Origin of the sequence: Streptomyces sp. CLV115 (genome assembly GCF_038448545.1) — a bacterium.
Classification (GTDB): domain Bacteria; phylum Actinomycetota; class Actinomycetes; order Streptomycetales; family Streptomycetaceae; genus Streptomyces; species Streptomyces sanglieri.
In genome coordinates, this window is the sequence record NZ_JBCEWQ010000021.1 from 1 (window position 1) to 17,213 (window position 17,213).

Sequence of the window (17,213 nt, forward strand, 5' to 3'; positions counted from 1 at the left end):
CCCTCCGCCCGCCGCCCGTGCAGGTCACCAACCGATTTCGTCCGGTTCGAAGCCCACGACGACGGCAGCGAGCCAGAAGAGCATGATGAAGACCGCGCAGATGATCTGCCAGACGAGGTGGAAGACGTCCGTGCCGGGCCTCGGGCCGAGGGCGGGGCGGACATCGCGCTGTGGGTCGATGGTCATCAGGTACTGCTTCCCGGTATCCAACTCCTGCCCCACCGTGGACAGTTCAAGCTGGCGTGAGCTTCCCGGGAGGGAGACGGCATAGGTGTACGTGCCGGGGGTGCCGTCTCTCGGGTTGGGGAGGGTGGAACCGGTCTCCTCCTGTATGAGGCCGTAGACCTCCCGGCCCCGGTCATGCAGGACGTTGGAGGTGAGGTATTCCATGTGCACCGCGCAGAAGAACATGGCCGCGATCGCGGCCAGCAACCCCCACGAAGCTCCGATCCCGGCGCCCCGGCGCGCGAAAGCGACGCCACAGCCCACGACGACGCCGGCTCCCACAACCAGGAAGAACCCCCACACGCCGGTCCCGGTGTAGAGGACATGCCCGAGGAGCATGAGCAGCCACAGCGTCAGCAGCCCGACAGCGATCCCGACCACGATGCCCGCACACAGCCGGCCACTCGGAACCCGTACTCCACGCCTGGGCATGGGAGACCTCCTCTACCCCCTCGACACACCGATTCGGCCCGCGCCGCTCCCATGGACTCATGGTTTCCGGCCGGGAGTCCAGGTTTTATGAGCTGTGTCCGGACCGGGCGACCGCCGCCCCGGTGAGAGGTCCCAGGGGTCGAGCAACCAGGGTTTGGACGCTCTCAATCGAACAGTGCCATCACCCTCCGCGATGGCTCCCCAAGATCTGTGCCCGAATCCACTACTCGTGAATATAGCCACCCTGAGGGCAAGCTCGGGCCCCCTGTCAGTCTTTGCTCAGAGTTCGGCTCACGCCCGCCACGACCGCTGTGGTGAGCACCCAGCCGGCGGCGATCAGCGTGTAGGCCAGCCACTGACTAGGGCTGTCCGCCCAGTACCAGGCACTGCGCTGGCCCAGATTGCCGATGGGAACCAGCAGGTCAAGGGTGTAAACGAAGGGCTGGAAGGGGGCGCTTTCCCCCGGCTTTACAGCGGTCGGAGCGTGTGCCCCGAAAACCAGCGTGCCAAGCAGGGTCAGCACAACAAGCCAAATGCCGGCCAACCACGGGCGGTAGCCGTAGCCAACAGTGGCATCAAGCAGCCGCCCCCACACGCGTCCGGCCGGACGCAGCGTGCGGCGGCGTTGGCGCTGCTTCGCCAGGAGTACGCGGCGGGCGTCGTCATCTTGGCCGATTTGTCGGTACCAGTCGGCGAGTTGTTTGTACGCTTGGGGGACGTAGCCCGGATTGCGACGGATCCATTCCAGGCGGCGATTGACATCGTTCTTCCGCGACGTCTGCTCGGAACGGATGGAGCCGTAGACAAAGCCTTCCAGATGCACCCTCTCCGGCCAGCTCTGATCTGTGTCACAGAGCAAAGTGACCTGAGCGCCACGTAGGTCAACTGCTCCCAACGGCGGTGTGACAGGGGTGAAGTTGAAGTCCTCTGCCTGCATCAGTGTGCAGGTCAGGGCGCTTCCACCACCGCTTAGGGTGGCTCCTTCGAACGTCAGTAGGCCGGATATCCGGACGCTGCGAAGTGTCACGGTTCCCTGCGCAGTGAATCCCTGGGAGCAGTCGAGAGTCGAGGTTGCCATATTGTCGGCAGACAGTACGACACCGCCTGGGTTCTCCAGCCGAGCCCCCTGCATGAACAAGCCACCCGGCAGTTGTGCCCCCATCAGCCGGATCTCACCTCGTGCGGTGAACCCGTTTCTGCAGAAGACACCGCCTTCCGTGACGAGGCCGCCAGCGGACACGGCCCACCCTCTGGGTGCGTTGATCTCGGCCCCGTTCAGGAACACCTCGCCGGCCACGCGGGCGTGGATGAGCTGCAAAGCGGTTACGTGGCCATGGACATGCGAGAAAGTGCCCCCGTCCAGCACGGACCGTTGCAACTCAAGGCGTCCCTCGATGCGTGCGGCCCCTGCCATCACGCCGGGCACTCGGGCACTCGGCTAGCGGCTGAAGATGCAGTGGCCTGCTGGAAGGCCCTTGCTCAGGGTGTCGCGGTGCGGTCAGAGACGAGGCCAGCGGATATTTGCCAGGTCGGGGGCAGGACGTCTCGTCGGTTGGCCCATCGGGTCAGTTCCAGGAGTTCCTCGACGGTGAAGTCGGTGCCCGCGCACGTTTCGCGGACTTCTTCGTCGGCGTGGACGCGGGCCAACACGTTGAGGCTGAACTGGATGGAGCCGATGCCGTCCTCGTGGAGGCGCAGCCAGGGGAGGCGTAGTCGTCGGCCGCTTCGTCGCAGCCGTGGTGCAGCAGGACGGCGCGTATGTGGTCGACGGCGTCCTTGCCCAGGCCGAGCCAGCGGCGCATCGCGCTCACGCTGCCGCCGGAGAGGTTCGCGGCGAGCGGGACCCCCTTGAGGACGCGCTTGGCCTGGTCGATCCAGGGGCGGCGCGCTTGTCGTCGCCGGAGGAGGAGGCTTCTGCCAGCCATGCAGCCATGCGGTCGGCGGCCTTGGCGTCGATGCAGTAGTCCACCGGGGACCACTTCTGGGTGATGCGGCCGGGAATGCCGGCGGGGGCGATCACCCGCACCGGACCGAAATGCTGGCGCCGAGCGTAAATGAAGTCCAGGTCGGCGGCCTTGGTGGTCGTCACGACCAGGGGGCCCTGCCACTCGGCGGCATTCGGCAGCACCAGCCCGGTCGTCTTCGACGAGCCGGGCCCCCGAACACCGTGGCGGAGATGTTGGGCTGGGCGGCCACGATCTTCTTGGTCCGCATCCCTCGCGCCCGCTGAGGCGACCAAGACGGCAGAACTGCCCCGGCCCTCCAGGTCAGAGGACTGACCACCGCCGTTTGCGGCTGGTGACCGCGTTCTTGACGGCGCCCCATCTACGGTCGGAGTGGCTCGTCCTCAGCGCCGTCGCAACCTCAGCCCTCGCTGGGCGATGGCGTGATGGGACAGGTGGCGTTGGCGCTGGGCAGTTTGCCGTCGATCAGGTAGCGGTTGACGGTGTCGTCGATGCACTGGTTCTGCGGGGCGAAGAGTCCTGCGTACACGGTGTGGCGGAAGGCGCCGCGCAGGGTGACTAGGCGGGAGCCGGCCAAGACCCCGTGTGCCACCTGCTGGCCCGAATAGACGGCCGCCGGGTCGCCGGCAGCACCCACCATCAGGACCGGGACCTGGTTGTGGACCTTCGTGGCAGGTTCTGCGGGCGCGGTCGGCCAGAACGAACAGGGGGTGATGTTGCGGGTCAGTGGTCCGAACAGCGGCTCATCTGCGCGATGGGCCTGGATGTCCCGGTAGTAGGTCTCGGGGTCGCGGGACGCTGCCCTGTCCGCGCACTGGATCGCCGTCTGGACGCTGGACGTTCCGTCCGTATCCGCAGCGGACAGACCGGTCAGGACACCCTCCAGGCGCTGATTGGGCGTGACCTTGATGCCGCGGGCGGCGTCGCTGAGGTCCCGGACGTCGGCCGCGTAGGCGGCATACAGCTCGTCGCTGTCCCCGGCGGTGACGTTCCACAGGAGCTGGGGAAGCACGTGGCTGTCGATGCGGTGGCTGCCCACTCGCAGCGGTCCCCGATTGACGGTCTGATCAATCCGGTCCACCGTGGCCAGGACCTCGGCGGCAGTGGCGCCCAGGTGATAGTCGTTGTGGTGGCGCGCCGCCCACGCTGCCCAGTTCTCCAGGACCGCGGCCACGGCAGGCCCCGAGGTGCTTGTCAGGTCGGGGCCGTAGAGATCGGGGTTCAGTGCGCTGTCGAGAACGACCCGGTCGGCGCGGTGTGGGAACAGCTGCAGATAGACCTCGCCCAGGTAGGTGCCGTACGACGAGCCGAGGTAGGACAGTTTCGACTCGCCGAGGGCTGCCCGGATCACGTCCATGTCCCGGGCGGTGTTACGGGTGGACGCATGGGGCAGCACATCCCGGTGGCCGGCGCAGCGGGACGCCAGGTCCTTGGCCAGCGCCACGCTTCGGTCGAAAGTGCTCCGGTCCGGCCCGGCGGAACCAATGCTGGTGGCGGGCCACTTGCAGTTCAAGGGGGTGCTGCGCTCGACGAACCGGGGATCCATCCCGATCAGGTCGTAGCGGGCCGCGACGGTGGGCTCGGCCTTCTTGACCATCAGTGCGAGGTAGATCGCGGGCACGCCTGGACCGCCGGGGTTGTACAGGAGGATCCCTCTCCGGCGGTTGGGGTCAGTGGCCTTCAGCCGGGACATCGCGACCTTGATGGTCCGTCCGTCCGGATGGCTGTAGTCCAACGGCACCGTGACCTCGGCGCACTGGGCCTTCGCATCGTCCAGTTCCTTGCCGATCGCGTCGTCCGGGCCGGTCTTGCAGCCGTGCCAGGTGACCTTCTGTTGCTGGAACCGGGCGAGTGGGTCGGGGCCGCCCGTGTCTGACCGGTCCGCAGCGGGGGCGCACGACGGCAGACCGATCAAAGCGGTCCCTGCCAGGGCCACGGCTGCGGCCATCCTTCGTCGACGCATCGCATTCTCCTCTTGTCTTGCGCTGTGCTGGGCACGACCGAGCCGCGCTGGGGTGACGTTCAGGTGAGGCGCAGGGCCCGTTGCGATCGCAGGTCTCACCGCGCCATCTCGACGCTAGGCCGCACGGTCGGCCCGGCGCGTCAGTTCTTGGTCGGATGCCTCCTGCCCTGTGTTGTCTCCGTGCGCCCCAAGGGGCGGTCAACCGTTCGGCAAGCCGGCTGACCAGTGGTTTCTCCCGGGCTTGGCCGCTCCGGGCAAACGGCGGGCGGGCAGCCCGTCTACGACTGCGGGGTGAAGCGGTCGGGCCGACGTGGCAGCCCTCGCTACGCCTGTGGGTGGAGAGCGTTCCACCTGGGGATGTAGTTCCTCCGCGGTGATGTCAGCTCATGGACTCAAGCCCTTGCCGGGCCCGCAGACCTAGCGTGGTGGCGAATCGACCGGCCACTGCGACGAGGATGACCGATGATCAAGGCCCGAGCACTCACCAAGCTTTACGGGGAGAAGACCGCTGTGGCGGATCTCAGTTTCACCGTCCGGCCCGGCCTCGTCACCGGATTCCTCGGGCCGAACGGCGCTGGCAAGTCCACCACGATGCGGATGATCGTGGGCCTGGACGATCCCACTTCCGGCCAGGTCACTGTCAACGGGAAGCCCTACGCCGCACACCGCGCTCCGCTGCGTGAGGTCGGGGCCATGCTGGAGGCCCGTTCCGTGCACACCGGCCGGTCCGCGCTCAACCACCTGCTGGCGTTGGCTGCCACCGCGGGTCTCCCTCGCAGCCGCGTCGATGAGGTCATCGACCTCGTCGGGCTGCGCCAGGTGGCCAGGAAGCGGGCCGGCGGCTTTTCCCTCGGCATGGGCCAGCGGCTCGGCATCGCCGCTGCGCTGCTCGGCGACCCAGCCACGGTCATCCTGGATGAGCCGGTAAACGGCCTCGATCCTGAGGGCATCCTGTGGATCCGCAACCTGCTCAAGGCACTTGCTGCTGAAGGCCGTACGGTTCTGGTCTCTTCCCATCTGATGAGCGAGATGGCACTGACCGCTGAACACCTCATCGTGATCGGGCGCGGTCGGTTGATCGCGGACACCTCTGTCGAGGAGTTCACGCGCAGAGCGTCGCGCAATTCGGTGTCGGTACGAACCGACGAGCCTTGGCGGCTGGGTCCGCTGCTGGCCGGGTGGGGTGGGGACGTTTCGTCGGACGAGTACGGCGCGCTGGGGGTCACCGGCCTCAGCGGCGAGCAGATCGGTCGCATCGCCGCCGACAACCAGATCGCCCTCAGTGAACTGACGCCACGCCAGGCGTCCCTGGAAGAAGCGTTCATGGAACTCACCCGCGAAGCCGTCGAGTATTCGACCCCGCATCCGCCGAAGGCCGACACCCGCGCCCGCGCCGAAGGAGGTGCGGCATGAGTACGGAATCCGTCCGCCCTCCTCGGGCCGCGCGTGGCCAGGTCACCCAGGCCCGTGTGCTGCACTCCGAGTGGATCAAAATCCGCACGCTGCGTTCGACATTCTTCACGTTGGCGTTCGCGGTGGGAGCAATGCTTCTGTTCGGCCCTCTGCTCTCGTTCTTCACCGATGGGCGGGGCCACGGTTTCCAACCGGCCGAATGGAGCCTGGGAGGCTACCTCTTCGCGCAGTTCGCGGTCGGTGTTCTCGGGGTCCTCGTCGTCACCGGGGAGTACGCGACCGGCATGATCCGGCCGACGCTCACAGCGGTGCCCTCCCGGCTGCCGGTGCTGTGGGCCAAGGCCGCCGCGTACGCGGCGATGATCTGGGGCCTGATGACCGCCGCGTCCCTGACCGCCTTCCTGCTCAGCCAGGCGATCCTGTCCTCCAGGGGTGTGCAGAGCACCTCTCTGAGTGCCCCTGGGGTCACCCGCGTGATCCTCGGCACCGCCTTGTACCTGACAGTTCTCGCGGTACTGAGCGTGGGGATCGGCGCGCTGCTGCGCAATACGGCGGCCGGCATCTCCACCGTCCTCGGTCTGGTGCTGGTCCTGCCGATTCTCACGCAGACGCTTCCTTCCGCAATGGCGGACAAGGTCTTCCCCTACCTGCCGAGCAACGCCGGGCGGGCGCTCACCCTCCTCCAACAGGACTCGGCTATGTTGGCGCCCTGGACCGGGTTCACTGTCTTCTGTCTCTATGTGGTCATGGTCCTCACCGGGGCCGCGGTGGCACTGAAGCGACGGGACGTGTAGTGAAAGGGGTGGCGGTGATGGCGGTACCGGCGGCAGAGTCCCGTTCCGAATACGGGCCGCCATTCCAAGGCGCCCTCCAGCGGTATGGTGCCGTGCCCCGGCTCGCTGGTCCACAAGAGCCGGGCGCTTCGTGAGGTACGCCACTTTCACTATCGCGCGGTCAGCACGGCCGGTGTGTGTACTGCTGCGGAAGCGGGCCCAGATCCCGCCCGTCGCATTCGACGCGTTGCTGACAGCCGTGATCTTCGTCGCGAGCGTCGGCCCTTGGCCGGAGCTTCAGCCCCCGGGGCTGCTGGTCCTTCAGGTGGCCCTGCTGTTGCCCTTGGTGTGGCGGCGCCGTGCACCTCTCGTGGTGTTCGGCGCGGTGGCCACCGCTGCCTCCGCCCAGTGGCTCATCGGTGTCCAGCCTCTGCCCGCCGACGTGGCTCTGCTGGTGGCCCTGTACACGGTGGCCAAGCGCTCCCCCTGGCCTCACACGCTCCTGGCCGCAGCCGTCCTGGAAGGCGGCATCCTGCTGGCCTCCATTCGGTGGGGACCAGAGGGCCGCTTCCTCGTCCCCGTCCTCTTCCTGACCGCTCTTGCCACCGCCGTCGCCATCACCGGTATGCACCTGAAGACCAGACGTGCCTACCTGACATCCGTGGAGGATCGAGCGGTGCGCCTGGAGCGTGAACGCGACCAGCAAGCCCAGCTCGCCGTGGCGGAAGAGCGGGCCCGTATCGCCCGCGAGATGCACGACATCGTCACCCACAACCTGTCCGTCATGGTCGCGCTCGCCGACGCCGCGGTCTACGCACAGTTCCGCTCACCCGGCAGAGCGACCGGCGCCATGCAGCAGATCTCCGACACCGGACGGCAGGCCCTCACCGACATGCGGCGCTCCCTCGGCGTCCTGCGCGCCGACGAACCGTTCGCGCAGCGCCACCCTCTGCCCGGCATCGCACAGCTGCAGTCCCTCGTCGACCAGATGCGCGCAGCCGGGCTGCCGACCAGCCTCGCCCTGGAAGGCGACCTCGCCCCGGTGCCTACCACTGCACAGCTCTCCGTCTACCGGCTGGTACAGGAAGCTTTGACCAACGCGCTCAAGCACACACCACCTGGCACCCGCGCCGACGTGCGGGTGCGCTTCTCCGCCAAGACCGTCACCATCGAGATCACCGACGACGGCCGCACCACGCAAGCCCCCGGTCCGACGACCGGGCACGGGATCCCTGGCATGCGCGAGCGCGCGGCCGCCTACGGCGGGACCCTCCAGGCCGGCCCTCTTCCGGACGGTGGCTGGCGAGTTTCAGCCCACATCACCCTCGCCGATGCCGAGGACGATGCCTCATGACGATCCGTGTGATGCTCGTCGACGACGAATCGCTGCTTCGTATGGCGTTCACCATGATCCTGGAGGCCCAACCGGACATGGAACCCGTCGGCGAGGCCGGCGACGGCACCGAAGCCATCCGGCTCGCAAGGAAACTGCGCCCCGATGTCGTTTTGATGGACGTACGCATGCCCCGAACCGACGGCATCGAAGCGACCCGCCGGATCATCAAGGACTCCCCGCTGACCCGGGTGCTCATCCTCACCACCTTCGACCTCGATGAATACGCCTTCGCCGGTCTCAAGGCCGGAGCATCCGGTTTCCTCCTCAAAAACGCCCGGCCCGACGAACTGCTCACCGCGATCCGCAGCGTCGCCGCGGGCGACGCGGTGGTCTCCCCACGGGTCACCCGCCGCCTGTTGGAGAACTTCGCCGACCAGCTCCCCGCCGACGGCGGCACCGAGGCGGACGAGCGAGTGAGGCGGCTCACCGCCCGCGAGCGTGAAGTGCTCATCCAGGTCGCCCGCGGCCTGTCGAACACCGAGATCGCCGCCTGTCTGTACCTTGCGGAAGCCACCGTGAAGACGCACCTGAGCCGGATCCTGATCAAGCTGGAACTACGCGATCGTGTCCAGGCTGTCGTCTTCGCCTACGAGACCCGCCTCGTCCGCCCGACGTGAGGGTCTTCGGCCTCTCGTCACCGCTGTGCCCACCCTCCTCAAGGCAACCAGATCGCACTCACCGTCGGAGCCTCAAACCCGACCACCTGCTGAACCGCTCGAAGTACCTGACGAATCGGGCGCCCTTACTGACTTCGGCCCGTCAGAGTGAGGTCGGGTTGCCAAGTGTGAGGCCGGTACCGGCCATGAAGCCGACGAGGGTTTTGGGCCGGTACTGGAGTTGTTTGAGCCGGTTGCGGACGAGGACCTCCAAACGGTCCAGGGCGACGACACCGAGGTTGGCCAGGCTGCGCTTGACATGGGGCCACACCCCCCTCGACCGGGTTCGGGTCGGGCGAGTAGGCGGGCAGCAGGAACACCGTCAGAATTTCCCGTGCGTCGATCAACTCTCGCATCGCGCGGGAAACATGGGCTTGAACCGGTCCCAGACCAACACGATCGGTGCCTTGATGAGCTGGTGGGTGCCGTCGAGCAGAGCGATGAAGCCGCGCTCGCTAATGCTGCGGCGCTTGCCCTTGCCCGCCGGGTCGGCGATCAGCCGATGGCACGGCCGGGTCCGTGAGCCGGGCCGCATCGCAATCAACCCGGCCACGACAGCCGCCCCGAGCGGTGTCCGCTCACCGTCACGACCGGGGTGTGTCCGCGTCGGCCCCAGGTCCGGCCCCGGGGCGGTCGGCGGGTGAAGTCTGCTTCGTCCTCGAAGTAGATGTAGCCCCCGCAGGCCGCCCGGGCCCTTTTGCCTCCGCCCAGGTCGCCTCCTTCCACCCCTGCACCACCTCCTCGTCGCGCTCGGCGAACCGCCGCCCGGGGACCTGTGAGCAGAACCCGAGCCGGTGCATCAGCCGGGTGGCGCCCGAGACGCTGTAGGAAACGTGGAACTTCCGGCCGATCAGCGTGGCCACCCGCGCAGCGGTCCACACCTGGTCCTCCACCCAGCGGTGCGCATTCGGCCCCTCCTCCAGATACGCGGCGAGCTTCTCCAGGCAGCGCGGCGACAGACGGCACCGTGATCCGCTCGGCCCGCGCGAGTCCAGGGCCTCGATCCCGCTCTCCCGCCACAACTGTTGCCACCGGTAGGCCGACTTCCGGCTCCCCGGGAGACGCCGGGCGATCTCCGGCGGCTTGATCTTCTACGCGAACAACTCGGCCGCCTGCCGCCGTACGGCCTCCCGACGCTGCCACCCGGCGGGTGTTCGCCGCACAGCCAGTTGGCCCGTACCCGCCCCGGTTCCGGATACCGCCTGGGGTTGTCCTCCCATGGTTTCCGGGCTGCGTAGACGATGCCTGCAGCCATGGGCGTCGATCACGCAGGCCGTTGGCTGCGAGGTCCTGCAGGACCCGTACGCCCGACACGACGGTAGCGAATGGGACATCCTTGAGCCCGTCGAGACAGCCCTGGACTCTCCCATTGTGGGAGGGGCCACGATGATGGTGTGCAAGACGAACTTCTCACCATCGGGCGCTTCGCCCGCCTGTGCCGCCTCAGCATCAAGCAGCTACGGCACTACGACGAAATAGGACTGCTGGCCCCGGTCCGCGTAGACATCGGCTCGGGCTATCGCTATTACGCACGCGAACAGGCACGTGATGCCCTGACCATCGCTCTGCTCCGCGAGATGGACCTTCCCTTGGCTGTGATCGCCCAGGCGCTGGCCGCCGAGCCTGAGCGCAGGGCACAGCTCCTGCGCGCTGAGCGGGACCGGCTGGCCGCGCGGATCAGCAGGGACCAGGCCCGGCTGGAGATGCTGGCGGGGCTGGCGGAGGGCGGTCTGCCCGGCTATGAGGTGACGATGAGCAGAGAGCCGGAGCGACGGCTGGCAGTGGTGCGAGCGGTTTGTTCCTCTGCGGAGATCGGAGGCAAGTTCGAGGAGTGCGTAGGCCGACTGCTGCCTGTGCTCGGTAGGACGGGAATCGCGTGGGAGCCGCCGTTGTGGGGGCTGTACCCACTGGATCTGGAAGAGCGGTTGGAGATCGCCGTCGGAGCGCAGACCTCGCGGGGAGAAGGCATGCCCGGCCTGGAAGGTGAGTTGCTGCCCGGCGGGCTCGTCGTCGAGACCATGCACATGGGGCCCTACGCGCGACTGCCTTTGGCCTACCATGCGCTCTTCGCTGCCATCCACGAGCGAGGGCTGCGCCCGCAAGGCCCCGTACGCGAGGCGTATCTCGTCGGACCGGCAGAGGCACCGCAAGAAGAACTGATGACCCGACTGATCATTCCCGTCCAGGAGAGCATGGCATGACTGCGGTAATAGACATCGATGCCCGCGGTACGCAGCACTGCGAGACGACAGCCCTGGGGGTGCTGCTGCGGCACCAAGGACTCGATCTGTCCGAGCCCATGCTGTTCGGCCTCGGCTCTGGTCTGTCCTTCATCTACTGGGACCGCAGGAACATGGACTTCCCCTTCCTCGGGGGACGGGTCAAGCCTTTCGATCTCACCAGAAAACTGGCCACCCGACTCGGGCTGGAGCTCCTGGTCCAGGAGACCACCTCCCCGCGCAAGGCATGGGACACCGTGGTGGCCTCCATCGACGCCGGCCATCCGGTCGGACTGCAGCTCGACAGCTACTACCTGGACTACTTCGGCTCGGAGGTCCATTTCGGTGGCCACGTCCTGGCCATGTACGGCTACGACGACCACAACGCCTACCTGGTGGACACCGACCAGCAAGGCGGAGCGGTATCCACCACCCTGACCAGTCTCGCCCAGGCCAGGGCCGCGCGCGGCCCGATGACCGCCAAGCACCGCTCCTTCACCCTCACCGTGTCGAGGAACCCGCCCTCCCCACACAGCCAGATCATCCCCGCCATCACCGCCTGCGCCGACGCCTTCCTCAACCCGCCCATTGCCAACCTCGGCCACCGAGGCATTGAGAAGGCGGGCAAGGCGGTCCGCGGATGGCTCCAACGCACCGATGCCCCGCAGCGGGACCTGCCACAGGCCGCCCTCATGATGGAGAAGGCCGGCACCGGCGGCGCCCTGTTCCGTAACCTCTACCGCGACTTCCTCGCCGAATGCACCAATCTGCTCGACAGCAGCCATCTGCGCACCGGCTACACGCTGTACGCCGAGGCAGCCGGCCTGTGGTCGGAAACGGCAGCACTGATCAAGAAGGCTGGGGAGTCGGGCAATGCAAGGTGCCTCGTCCAGGCCGGCTCGGTCCTCGGCGATCTTTCACGTATGGAGCGAGAAGCTATGCAGGCGCTGAGCTGCCTGGGGAGTGAGACCCCGAGAATGATCCATCCCTGACAGCCTTCACGGGTGCCCATCGAATTCTGAAGATCGCCCTGGGGGAGCGTCAGGAGCCGGCAGGCCCCTGCCGTGCGACCATTGCCCGCCCGCAGGGGCCGGTGAGGACCTCGTCTGCGATGACCGCTACTGGGCCTCTTTGGCCGACTGGTTGAGTGTTCCCAGACATACAGTGTCCGTGCTCGTTGGCGCTGTCACTGCCCGCCGTCGGTTTATCGCCAGGGGCGAGGAGGCTGGTGAGCTCGGCGATGGCCTCCGGGGAGGGCTGAAGCAGCGGCGGTGTCCGGCGGCGGGGACAGCCTCCCGCCCCTGCCGCCGGGTGCATGGCTCGGTTGACGAGGTGTTCAGGCACGTGCGGTAGGCGTCGCGGACGGGGTGATCACTGGGACTGGCTGTTTGATTGGCCACGCGGCTGGGAGGCCGCATCGGCTCACGCAAACCGAAGGCGCGGGCGGTTGGCCTCGGTCGTCTTCAGGCTGTGCGCGACATCGCAGCGTGGCACGGAGCATCGGGCGAGCTCCGCGACCGGCGGTCCGGCCCCCGTCTGGACCTTCCGGACTGCGCGCACGGCTCGGTCGGCCTGAGGCCGGGGCCTGGCGGTGGCGGACCGCGGGCCCGCACGGTCGCCCTCCGCCATCGAGCAGAGGAGTACCCATGGCTGACCAGCACGAGGAGACCGGCCGCATCGTGGTCGGTGTGGACGGATCGGAGTCGTCGAAGCAGGCCCTTCGCTGGGCCGTACGTCAGGCAGAGTTGACCGGTGGTGTGGTGGAGGCGGTGACCGCCTGGGACTTTCCGCAGTTCCACGGCGCGCTGGGCTGGCTTCCACCGTCGAGCAGCGACGAGGCGGCTCTGGAGGGCCGGGCGCGCAGGGATCTCGCGGAGGCCATCCAGGAGACCGTGGGATCGCAGCCTCCGGTGGAGGTGCGTACGGAGGCCCGCTACGGAACCGCCGCCGCCGTGCTGCTCGAAGCGTCCCGCGGCGCGTCCATGCTGGTGGTCGGGAGCCGCGGTCTCGGGGGCTTCTCGGGGCTGCTGCTGGGATCAGTGGCCCAGCACTGCACACAGCATGCCTCCTGCCCGGTCGTCGTGGTCCGTGATGGCGAGCAGTGAACACACGACGACGGGCCGGGACGGGCGGATGACATTCACGGCCGCGTCGAACCGCCCCTGTTTCCGGCTCTTCGGCGGAACCGAGTCTTTTCCTCACTGGAATGCACCATTGCCGGAGTGGCTGGATCGCGGTCCGGCACGATGGCTGGGAATGTGAGAGCGAGAGCGGCACGGCCGGCCACTTCCGCGCGTGCTGGAAACACAACGCATCGAACCGTCGCACATGACGATCCACGAGTTCCGCTTCGACGAATGGCACGGGCCTTCGAGGTCCCGGACAAGAAGCTCGAAGACATCGTGAAGGTGTTGATCACCTTCCGGTCGACCACGTTTCAGTCGAACACCCTCCGGACGACGTCCCCGGGACGGCCTCCTTCTGGACGACCTCCTTCCAGGGGCGCGCCGCACGGTCGCACCGTCGTCCTCGACGCTGAGGAAGCAAGGAGAGATGCGCGAATCCGACCAACCGTTCCGGCCGATCCGCAAGCGTGAGGGCTACCTGCCGCTGGAGGATCTCGGCCTCATCGGAGACGGCACAACTGCCGCGCTGGTCGGCCTGGACGGCTCCATCGGATGGATGTGCCTGCCCCGGTTCGACGCGGAACCCCTGTTCTGCGGCCTGCTCGATCACGCCCGCGGCGGGCACTTCACCCTCGCGCCGGAGGACCTGGTGGAGGCCCGCCAGCACTACGAACCCGGCACCGGCGTGCTGATCACCGAACTGCGTTGCCCCACCGGCCTGGTACGCGTCACCGACGCGCTGGCCCTGCGCTCCGGTGCCGACCTCACCGACAACGCACCGGCGGACCGGTCCGAACTCGTACGGTCGGCGGTCGTGCTGGAGGGGAACGTCCGCCTGCGAGCGGACCTGGAGCCCCGCGGCGGCGCACAGACGCAGGCGCTGTTCAGCGGACTGGAGGTGCGACCGTCCCGGCAACCGGACCTGCGGCTGCACCTGCGCTCCAATCACCCCTTGACGGGCCTGCACAACACCTACGACCTGCGGCAGGGCGACCGCCTCGATCTGGTGCTGTCCTGGGGCCGCTTCCACCGCCACCACCGGTTCGACACCGACGCCATGCTGCGAGGAACCGCCGACGCGTGGCGCCGCTGGATGAAGCACTTCCACTACAGCGGTCCCGAGGAATCCCTGGTCAGGCGGTCCGCGATCACACTGAAACTGTGCGACGACTGGGCCAATGGCTCACTGGTGGCGGCCCCCACCTCCTCCCTGCCCGCGCCGATCGGCGGGATCCGCAACTGGGACTACCGCTACGCCTGGATCCGCGACGCGGCCTTCGCCGTGTTCGCTCTGCGCCGCATCGGCTTCCGAGGCGAGGCCGACGCCTTCCTCGGCTGGGTCCTCGACGCCTTCGAGTACAGCCGACGGCCCCTGATCATGTACGACCTCCACGGCAGTCCGGTGCCGGACGAGACCGAGGACGGCGAGCTGGAGGGATACCGGCGCTCCGCCCCGGTGCGCTGGGGCAACGGCGCCGCCGACCAGCGCCAGCACGACGTCTACGGCGAGATCCTGGACTGCGCCGACCAGTGGCTGCTCTCCGGCGGCGAGATCCAGCCCGCGCTGTGGGCCAGCCTGGCCGGCCTGGCAGACGCCGCGGCAGAGGCCTGGCTCCAGCCGGACCAGGGAATCTGGGAAGTACGCAGCGAGGCCCGGGTGTTCACGTACTCGGCCGGGCTGTGCCAAGTGGCGCTGGACCGGGCCGCGCGGATCGGGGAGCGGCTCGGCCTGCCCGCGGGAGTCGCCCGCTGGCGGGCCTCGGCCGACCGGTTGAGCCGTCTCGTCCTGGAGCAGTCCTGGGACGAAAGAGCGCAGACTCTCAGCGCTCATCTGGACGGCGGGGGCACTCTGGACGCGAGCCTGCTCGCGCTCCCGCTGCGCCAAGTGGTGCCGGTCGATCACCCACGGATGGTGGCGACCGCCGAAGCCATCGCCAAGCGCCTGTCAGCAGGTGACGGGCTGCTCTACCGCTACTCGCACGAGGAGACCTCCGACGGCCTGCCCGGCGACGAGGGCGCCTTCGTGCTGTGCAGCTTCTGGCTGGTCGACAACCTCATCGGACAAGGCCGGATCGAGGAAGCCGAAGAACTGTACGCCTCGTTGTGTGCCCGGGCGAGCCCGCTGGGGCTGATGTCGGAGCAGATCAACCCGTCCACAGGAGAGTTCATGGGCAACTTCCCTCAGGCGTTCAGCCACATCGGGATCATCGCCAGCGGTGTGAATCTCGCCCGAGCGAAGGCAGGCGTACAAGGATGATCGACCGGCTCGCCGTCTTCGGCGCGACAGGAGACCTCACCGCACGCTATCTGCTGCCGGCGCTGGCTGCCCTCCGGGCCGCGGGCCATCTCGGTGACCAGCTGGAACTGACCGGCGCCAGCAGGGAGGACTGGGACACCGAGCAGTACCGGGAGTGGATCGCCACCCAGCTCGACCGGCATGGCGGGTCCTGCCCGTCCGAGGCCAAGGAGGCGATCGCGGCCTCGGCCCGCTACCGGCGCGCCGATGTCACCGACCCGGCCGATGTCGCCGCGGCCGTCGCGGGCGACGGACCCGTCGCCGTCTACCTCGCCCTCCCTCCGGCGATCTTCCCCCGCGTGGTCACCACGCTCCACGAGGTGGGCCTGCCGACGGGAAGCCGGATCGTGCTGGAGAAGCCGTTCGGCGAGGACCTGGCCGGCGCGCAGGAACTGAACCGGCTGCTCGCCGAACTCGTGCCGGAGCAGGCGGTGTTCCGGGTCGATCACTTCCTGGCCATGACGACGGTGCAGAACGTGCTCGGCAGCCGTCTGGCCAATCGTGTACTGGAGCCCATCTGGAACAGCACCCACATCGCCGAGGTGGACATCGTCTGGGACGAGACTCTCGCGCTGGAAGGCAGGGCCGGCTATTACGACCATGTCGGGGCGCTCAAGGACATGCTCCAGAACCACCTCCTGCAGCTGCTCTGTCTGGTGGCGATGGAGCCGCCGATCACTCTGGGGGAGCGGGACCTGCGCGACCGGAAGGTCGACGTACTGCGGTCCGTGCGGGTCCTGACCGAGGACGACGTCGTGCACCGTACGCGTCGCGCGCGCTATCTGCCCGGCCGGATCGGCGACCGCGATGTTCCCGCGTACGCCGACGAGGAAGGCGTGGACCCGCGGCGCCGTACCGAGACCTTCGCCGAGATCGAACTGGAACTGGACAGCTGGCGCTGGGCCGGAACGACATTCCGCCTCCGCAGCGGAAAGGCGCTCAAGGCGGACCGCAAGGAGGTCGCGGTGCGCTTCCGTCCTGTGCCCCACCTGCCGTTCGGCCACAGCGGGGAGGCCCTGCCCAACGTTCTCCGGTTCGCACTCGAACCGGAAGGGCTGGCCCTGGACCTGACGGCCCTCGGAGCCCACGCCAACGAGCTCGTTCCGCTCTCGCTGAGCGCGCGGATGGAACCGCAGGGCCTGCCCGCCTACGGCCGGCTGCTGCTGGATGTCCTGACGGGGGATCCCGCCCTGTCCATCCGCGGCGACGAGGCCGAGGAGGCGTGGCGGGTTGTCGAACCCGTACTCTCCGCCTGGGAGAAGGGCCTTGTTCCGCTGGAGGAATACCCGGCCGGCTCCTCGGGGCCGTCCCCGCGCCGACGGTTCGGGGAGGGGCGACAGCGCGGGGACGGGCCCGCCGAGCAAGCGGCCACATGATGTCCTTCGGTACCGGGCATCGTTCCCCGTGCGTCGCCGTCATGGGGGTCTCCGGCACCGGTAGGTCCATGGTGGCCCGTCTGCGCCTCCCAAGCTGCGCGTGCGGCACCTTGCCATGAAGCTGGGACTGACACCCGCACTCGGCCGACTGAGCCAGTCGTTCGCCACCGGCGAACCGAGGAGGGTCCATGGCTGACCGGAAGGAGAGCACAGAACGCATCGCGGTCGGAGTGGACGGATCGGACTCTTCGGAAACCGTGGGAGAGCCGCCACCAGTGGAAGTACGTGCCGAGGTGCGCTGCGGCACGGCAGTCGACGTTCCTGCGCACGCGGCACACGGAGCGTCCCCGCCCGTCGTCGGCAGCCGGGGTCTC

12 protein-coding genes and 2 pseudogenes are annotated in these 17,213 nt (G+C 68.2%); 9 read left to right on the forward strand and 5 right to left on the reverse strand.

What is annotated here, in order from left to right; translation table 11 throughout:
* Positions 1-24: 24 nt before the first annotated feature.
* From AADR41_RS10690 to AADR41_RS10705, 4 genes and pseudogenes are all read right to left on the reverse strand, one after another.
* The gene (locus AADR41_RS10690; RefSeq protein WP_342281102.1) at positions 25-657 is read right to left on the reverse strand and encodes a hypothetical protein; all 633 of its coding nucleotides are present in this window, start codon (positions 655-657) and stop codon (positions 25-27) included.
* A gap of 268 nt (positions 658-925) precedes the next feature.
* Entirely contained in the window at positions 926-2,083 is a 1,158-nt protein-coding gene (locus AADR41_RS10695) for an oxidoreductase (RefSeq protein WP_342281103.1), read from the reverse strand.
* 143 nt (positions 2,084-2,226) lie between these two features.
* Positions 2,227-2,877 (reverse strand): annotated as a pseudogene (locus tag AADR41_RS10700) (type IV secretory system conjugative DNA transfer family protein); the annotation flags it as partial.
* Positions 2,878-3,021: 144 nt separating this feature from the next.
* Entirely contained in the window at positions 3,022-4,584 is a 1,563-nt protein-coding gene (locus tag AADR41_RS10705; RefSeq protein ID WP_342281104.1) for an alpha/beta hydrolase, read from the reverse strand.
* A 462-nt stretch (positions 4,585-5,046) separates the two neighbouring features.
* Between AADR41_RS10705 and AADR41_RS10710 the strand changes: the two genes are divergently transcribed.
* From AADR41_RS10710 to AADR41_RS10725, 4 genes are all read left to right on the forward strand, one after another.
* Positions 5,047-5,997: an ATP-binding cassette domain-containing protein gene (locus AADR41_RS10710; protein WP_342281105.1), complete on the forward strand. Its 951-nt coding sequence runs from the start codon at positions 5,047-5,049 to the stop codon at positions 5,995-5,997.
* Positions 5,994-6,791 carry an ABC transporter permease gene (locus tag AADR41_RS10715; protein WP_342281106.1) on the forward strand — a complete coding sequence of 266 codons (798 nt, stop codon included), beginning with the start codon at positions 5,994-5,996 and terminating at the stop codon, positions 6,789-6,791. Before AADR41_RS10710 ends, AADR41_RS10715 begins: the two co-directional genes overlap by 4 nt.
* 172 nt (positions 6,792-6,963) lie before the next feature.
* On the forward strand, positions 6,964-8,124 hold the full coding sequence (locus AADR41_RS10720; protein WP_342281107.1) for a sensor histidine kinase: 1,161 nt from the start codon (positions 6,964-6,966) through the stop codon (positions 8,122-8,124).
* Positions 8,121-8,783: a response regulator transcription factor gene (locus tag AADR41_RS10725; RefSeq protein ID WP_342281108.1), complete on the forward strand. Its 663-nt coding sequence runs from the start codon at positions 8,121-8,123 to the stop codon at positions 8,781-8,783. Before AADR41_RS10720 ends, AADR41_RS10725 begins: the two co-directional genes overlap by 4 nt.
* 142 nt (positions 8,784-8,925) lie before the next feature.
* On the opposite strand, the pseudogene AADR41_RS42830 reads toward AADR41_RS10725, so the two are convergent.
* Positions 8,926-9,991: pseudogene (locus AADR41_RS42830) on the reverse strand (IS630 family transposase).
* A 225-nt stretch (positions 9,992-10,216) separates the two neighbouring features.
* Here AADR41_RS42830 and AADR41_RS10745 point away from each other — a divergent pair.
* From AADR41_RS10745 to AADR41_RS10765, 5 genes are all read left to right on the forward strand, one after another.
* Positions 10,217-11,023 (forward strand): MerR family transcriptional regulator, encoded by an 807-nt coding sequence (locus AADR41_RS10745; RefSeq protein ID WP_342281111.1) that lies wholly within the window; start codon positions 10,217-10,219, stop codon positions 11,021-11,023.
* The gene (locus AADR41_RS10750; RefSeq protein WP_342281112.1) at positions 11,020-12,033 is read left to right on the forward strand and encodes a BtrH N-terminal domain-containing protein; all 1,014 of its coding nucleotides are present in this window, start codon (positions 11,020-11,022) and stop codon (positions 12,031-12,033) included. Before AADR41_RS10745 ends, AADR41_RS10750 begins: the two co-directional genes overlap by 4 nt.
* A gap of 654 nt (positions 12,034-12,687) precedes the next feature.
* The gene (locus AADR41_RS10755; protein ID WP_342281113.1) at positions 12,688-13,146 is read left to right on the forward strand and encodes a universal stress protein; all 459 of its coding nucleotides are present in this window, start codon (positions 12,688-12,690) and stop codon (positions 13,144-13,146) included.
* 448 nt (positions 13,147-13,594) lie between these two features.
* Positions 13,595-15,424 carry a glycoside hydrolase family 15 protein gene (locus AADR41_RS10760; RefSeq protein WP_342281114.1) on the forward strand — a complete coding sequence of 610 codons (1,830 nt, stop codon included), beginning with the start codon at positions 13,595-13,597 and terminating at the stop codon, positions 15,422-15,424.
* Entirely contained in the window at positions 15,421-16,839 is a 1,419-nt protein-coding gene (locus AADR41_RS10765) for a glucose-6-phosphate dehydrogenase (protein ID WP_342281115.1), read from the forward strand. Before AADR41_RS10760 ends, AADR41_RS10765 begins: the two co-directional genes overlap by 4 nt.
* Positions 16,840-17,213 lie beyond the last annotated feature (374 nt).

What these genes read in the sequence shown, in the direction of transcription:
- AADR41_RS10715 (WP_342281106.1), top strand. Translation starts at nt 5,994, where the DNA reads ATGAGTACGGAATCCGTCCGCCCTCCTCGGGCCGCGCGTGGCCAGGTC.
- AADR41_RS10725 (WP_342281108.1), top strand. Translation starts at nt 8,121, where the DNA reads ATGACGATCCGTGTGATGCTCGTCGACGACGAATCGCTGCTTCGTATG.
- AADR41_RS10690 (WP_342281102.1), bottom strand. Translation starts at nt 657, where the DNA reads ATGCCCAGGCGTGGAGTACGGGTTCCGAGTGGCCGGCTGTGTGCGGGC.
- AADR41_RS10765 (WP_342281115.1), top strand. Translation starts at nt 15,421, where the DNA reads ATGATCGACCGGCTCGCCGTCTTCGGCGCGACAGGAGACCTCACCGCA.
- AADR41_RS10755 (WP_342281113.1), top strand. Translation starts at nt 12,688, where the DNA reads ATGGCTGACCAGCACGAGGAGACCGGCCGCATCGTGGTCGGTGTGGAC.
- AADR41_RS10760 (WP_342281114.1), top strand. Translation starts at nt 13,595, where the DNA reads ATGCGCGAATCCGACCAACCGTTCCGGCCGATCCGCAAGCGTGAGGGC.
- AADR41_RS10710 (WP_342281105.1), top strand. Translation starts at nt 5,047, where the DNA reads ATGATCAAGGCCCGAGCACTCACCAAGCTTTACGGGGAGAAGACCGCT.
- AADR41_RS10705 (WP_342281104.1), bottom strand. Translation starts at nt 4,584, where the DNA reads ATGCGTCGACGAAGGATGGCCGCAGCCGTGGCCCTGGCAGGGACCGCT.
- AADR41_RS10750 (WP_342281112.1), top strand. Translation starts at nt 11,020, where the DNA reads ATGACTGCGGTAATAGACATCGATGCCCGCGGTACGCAGCACTGCGAG.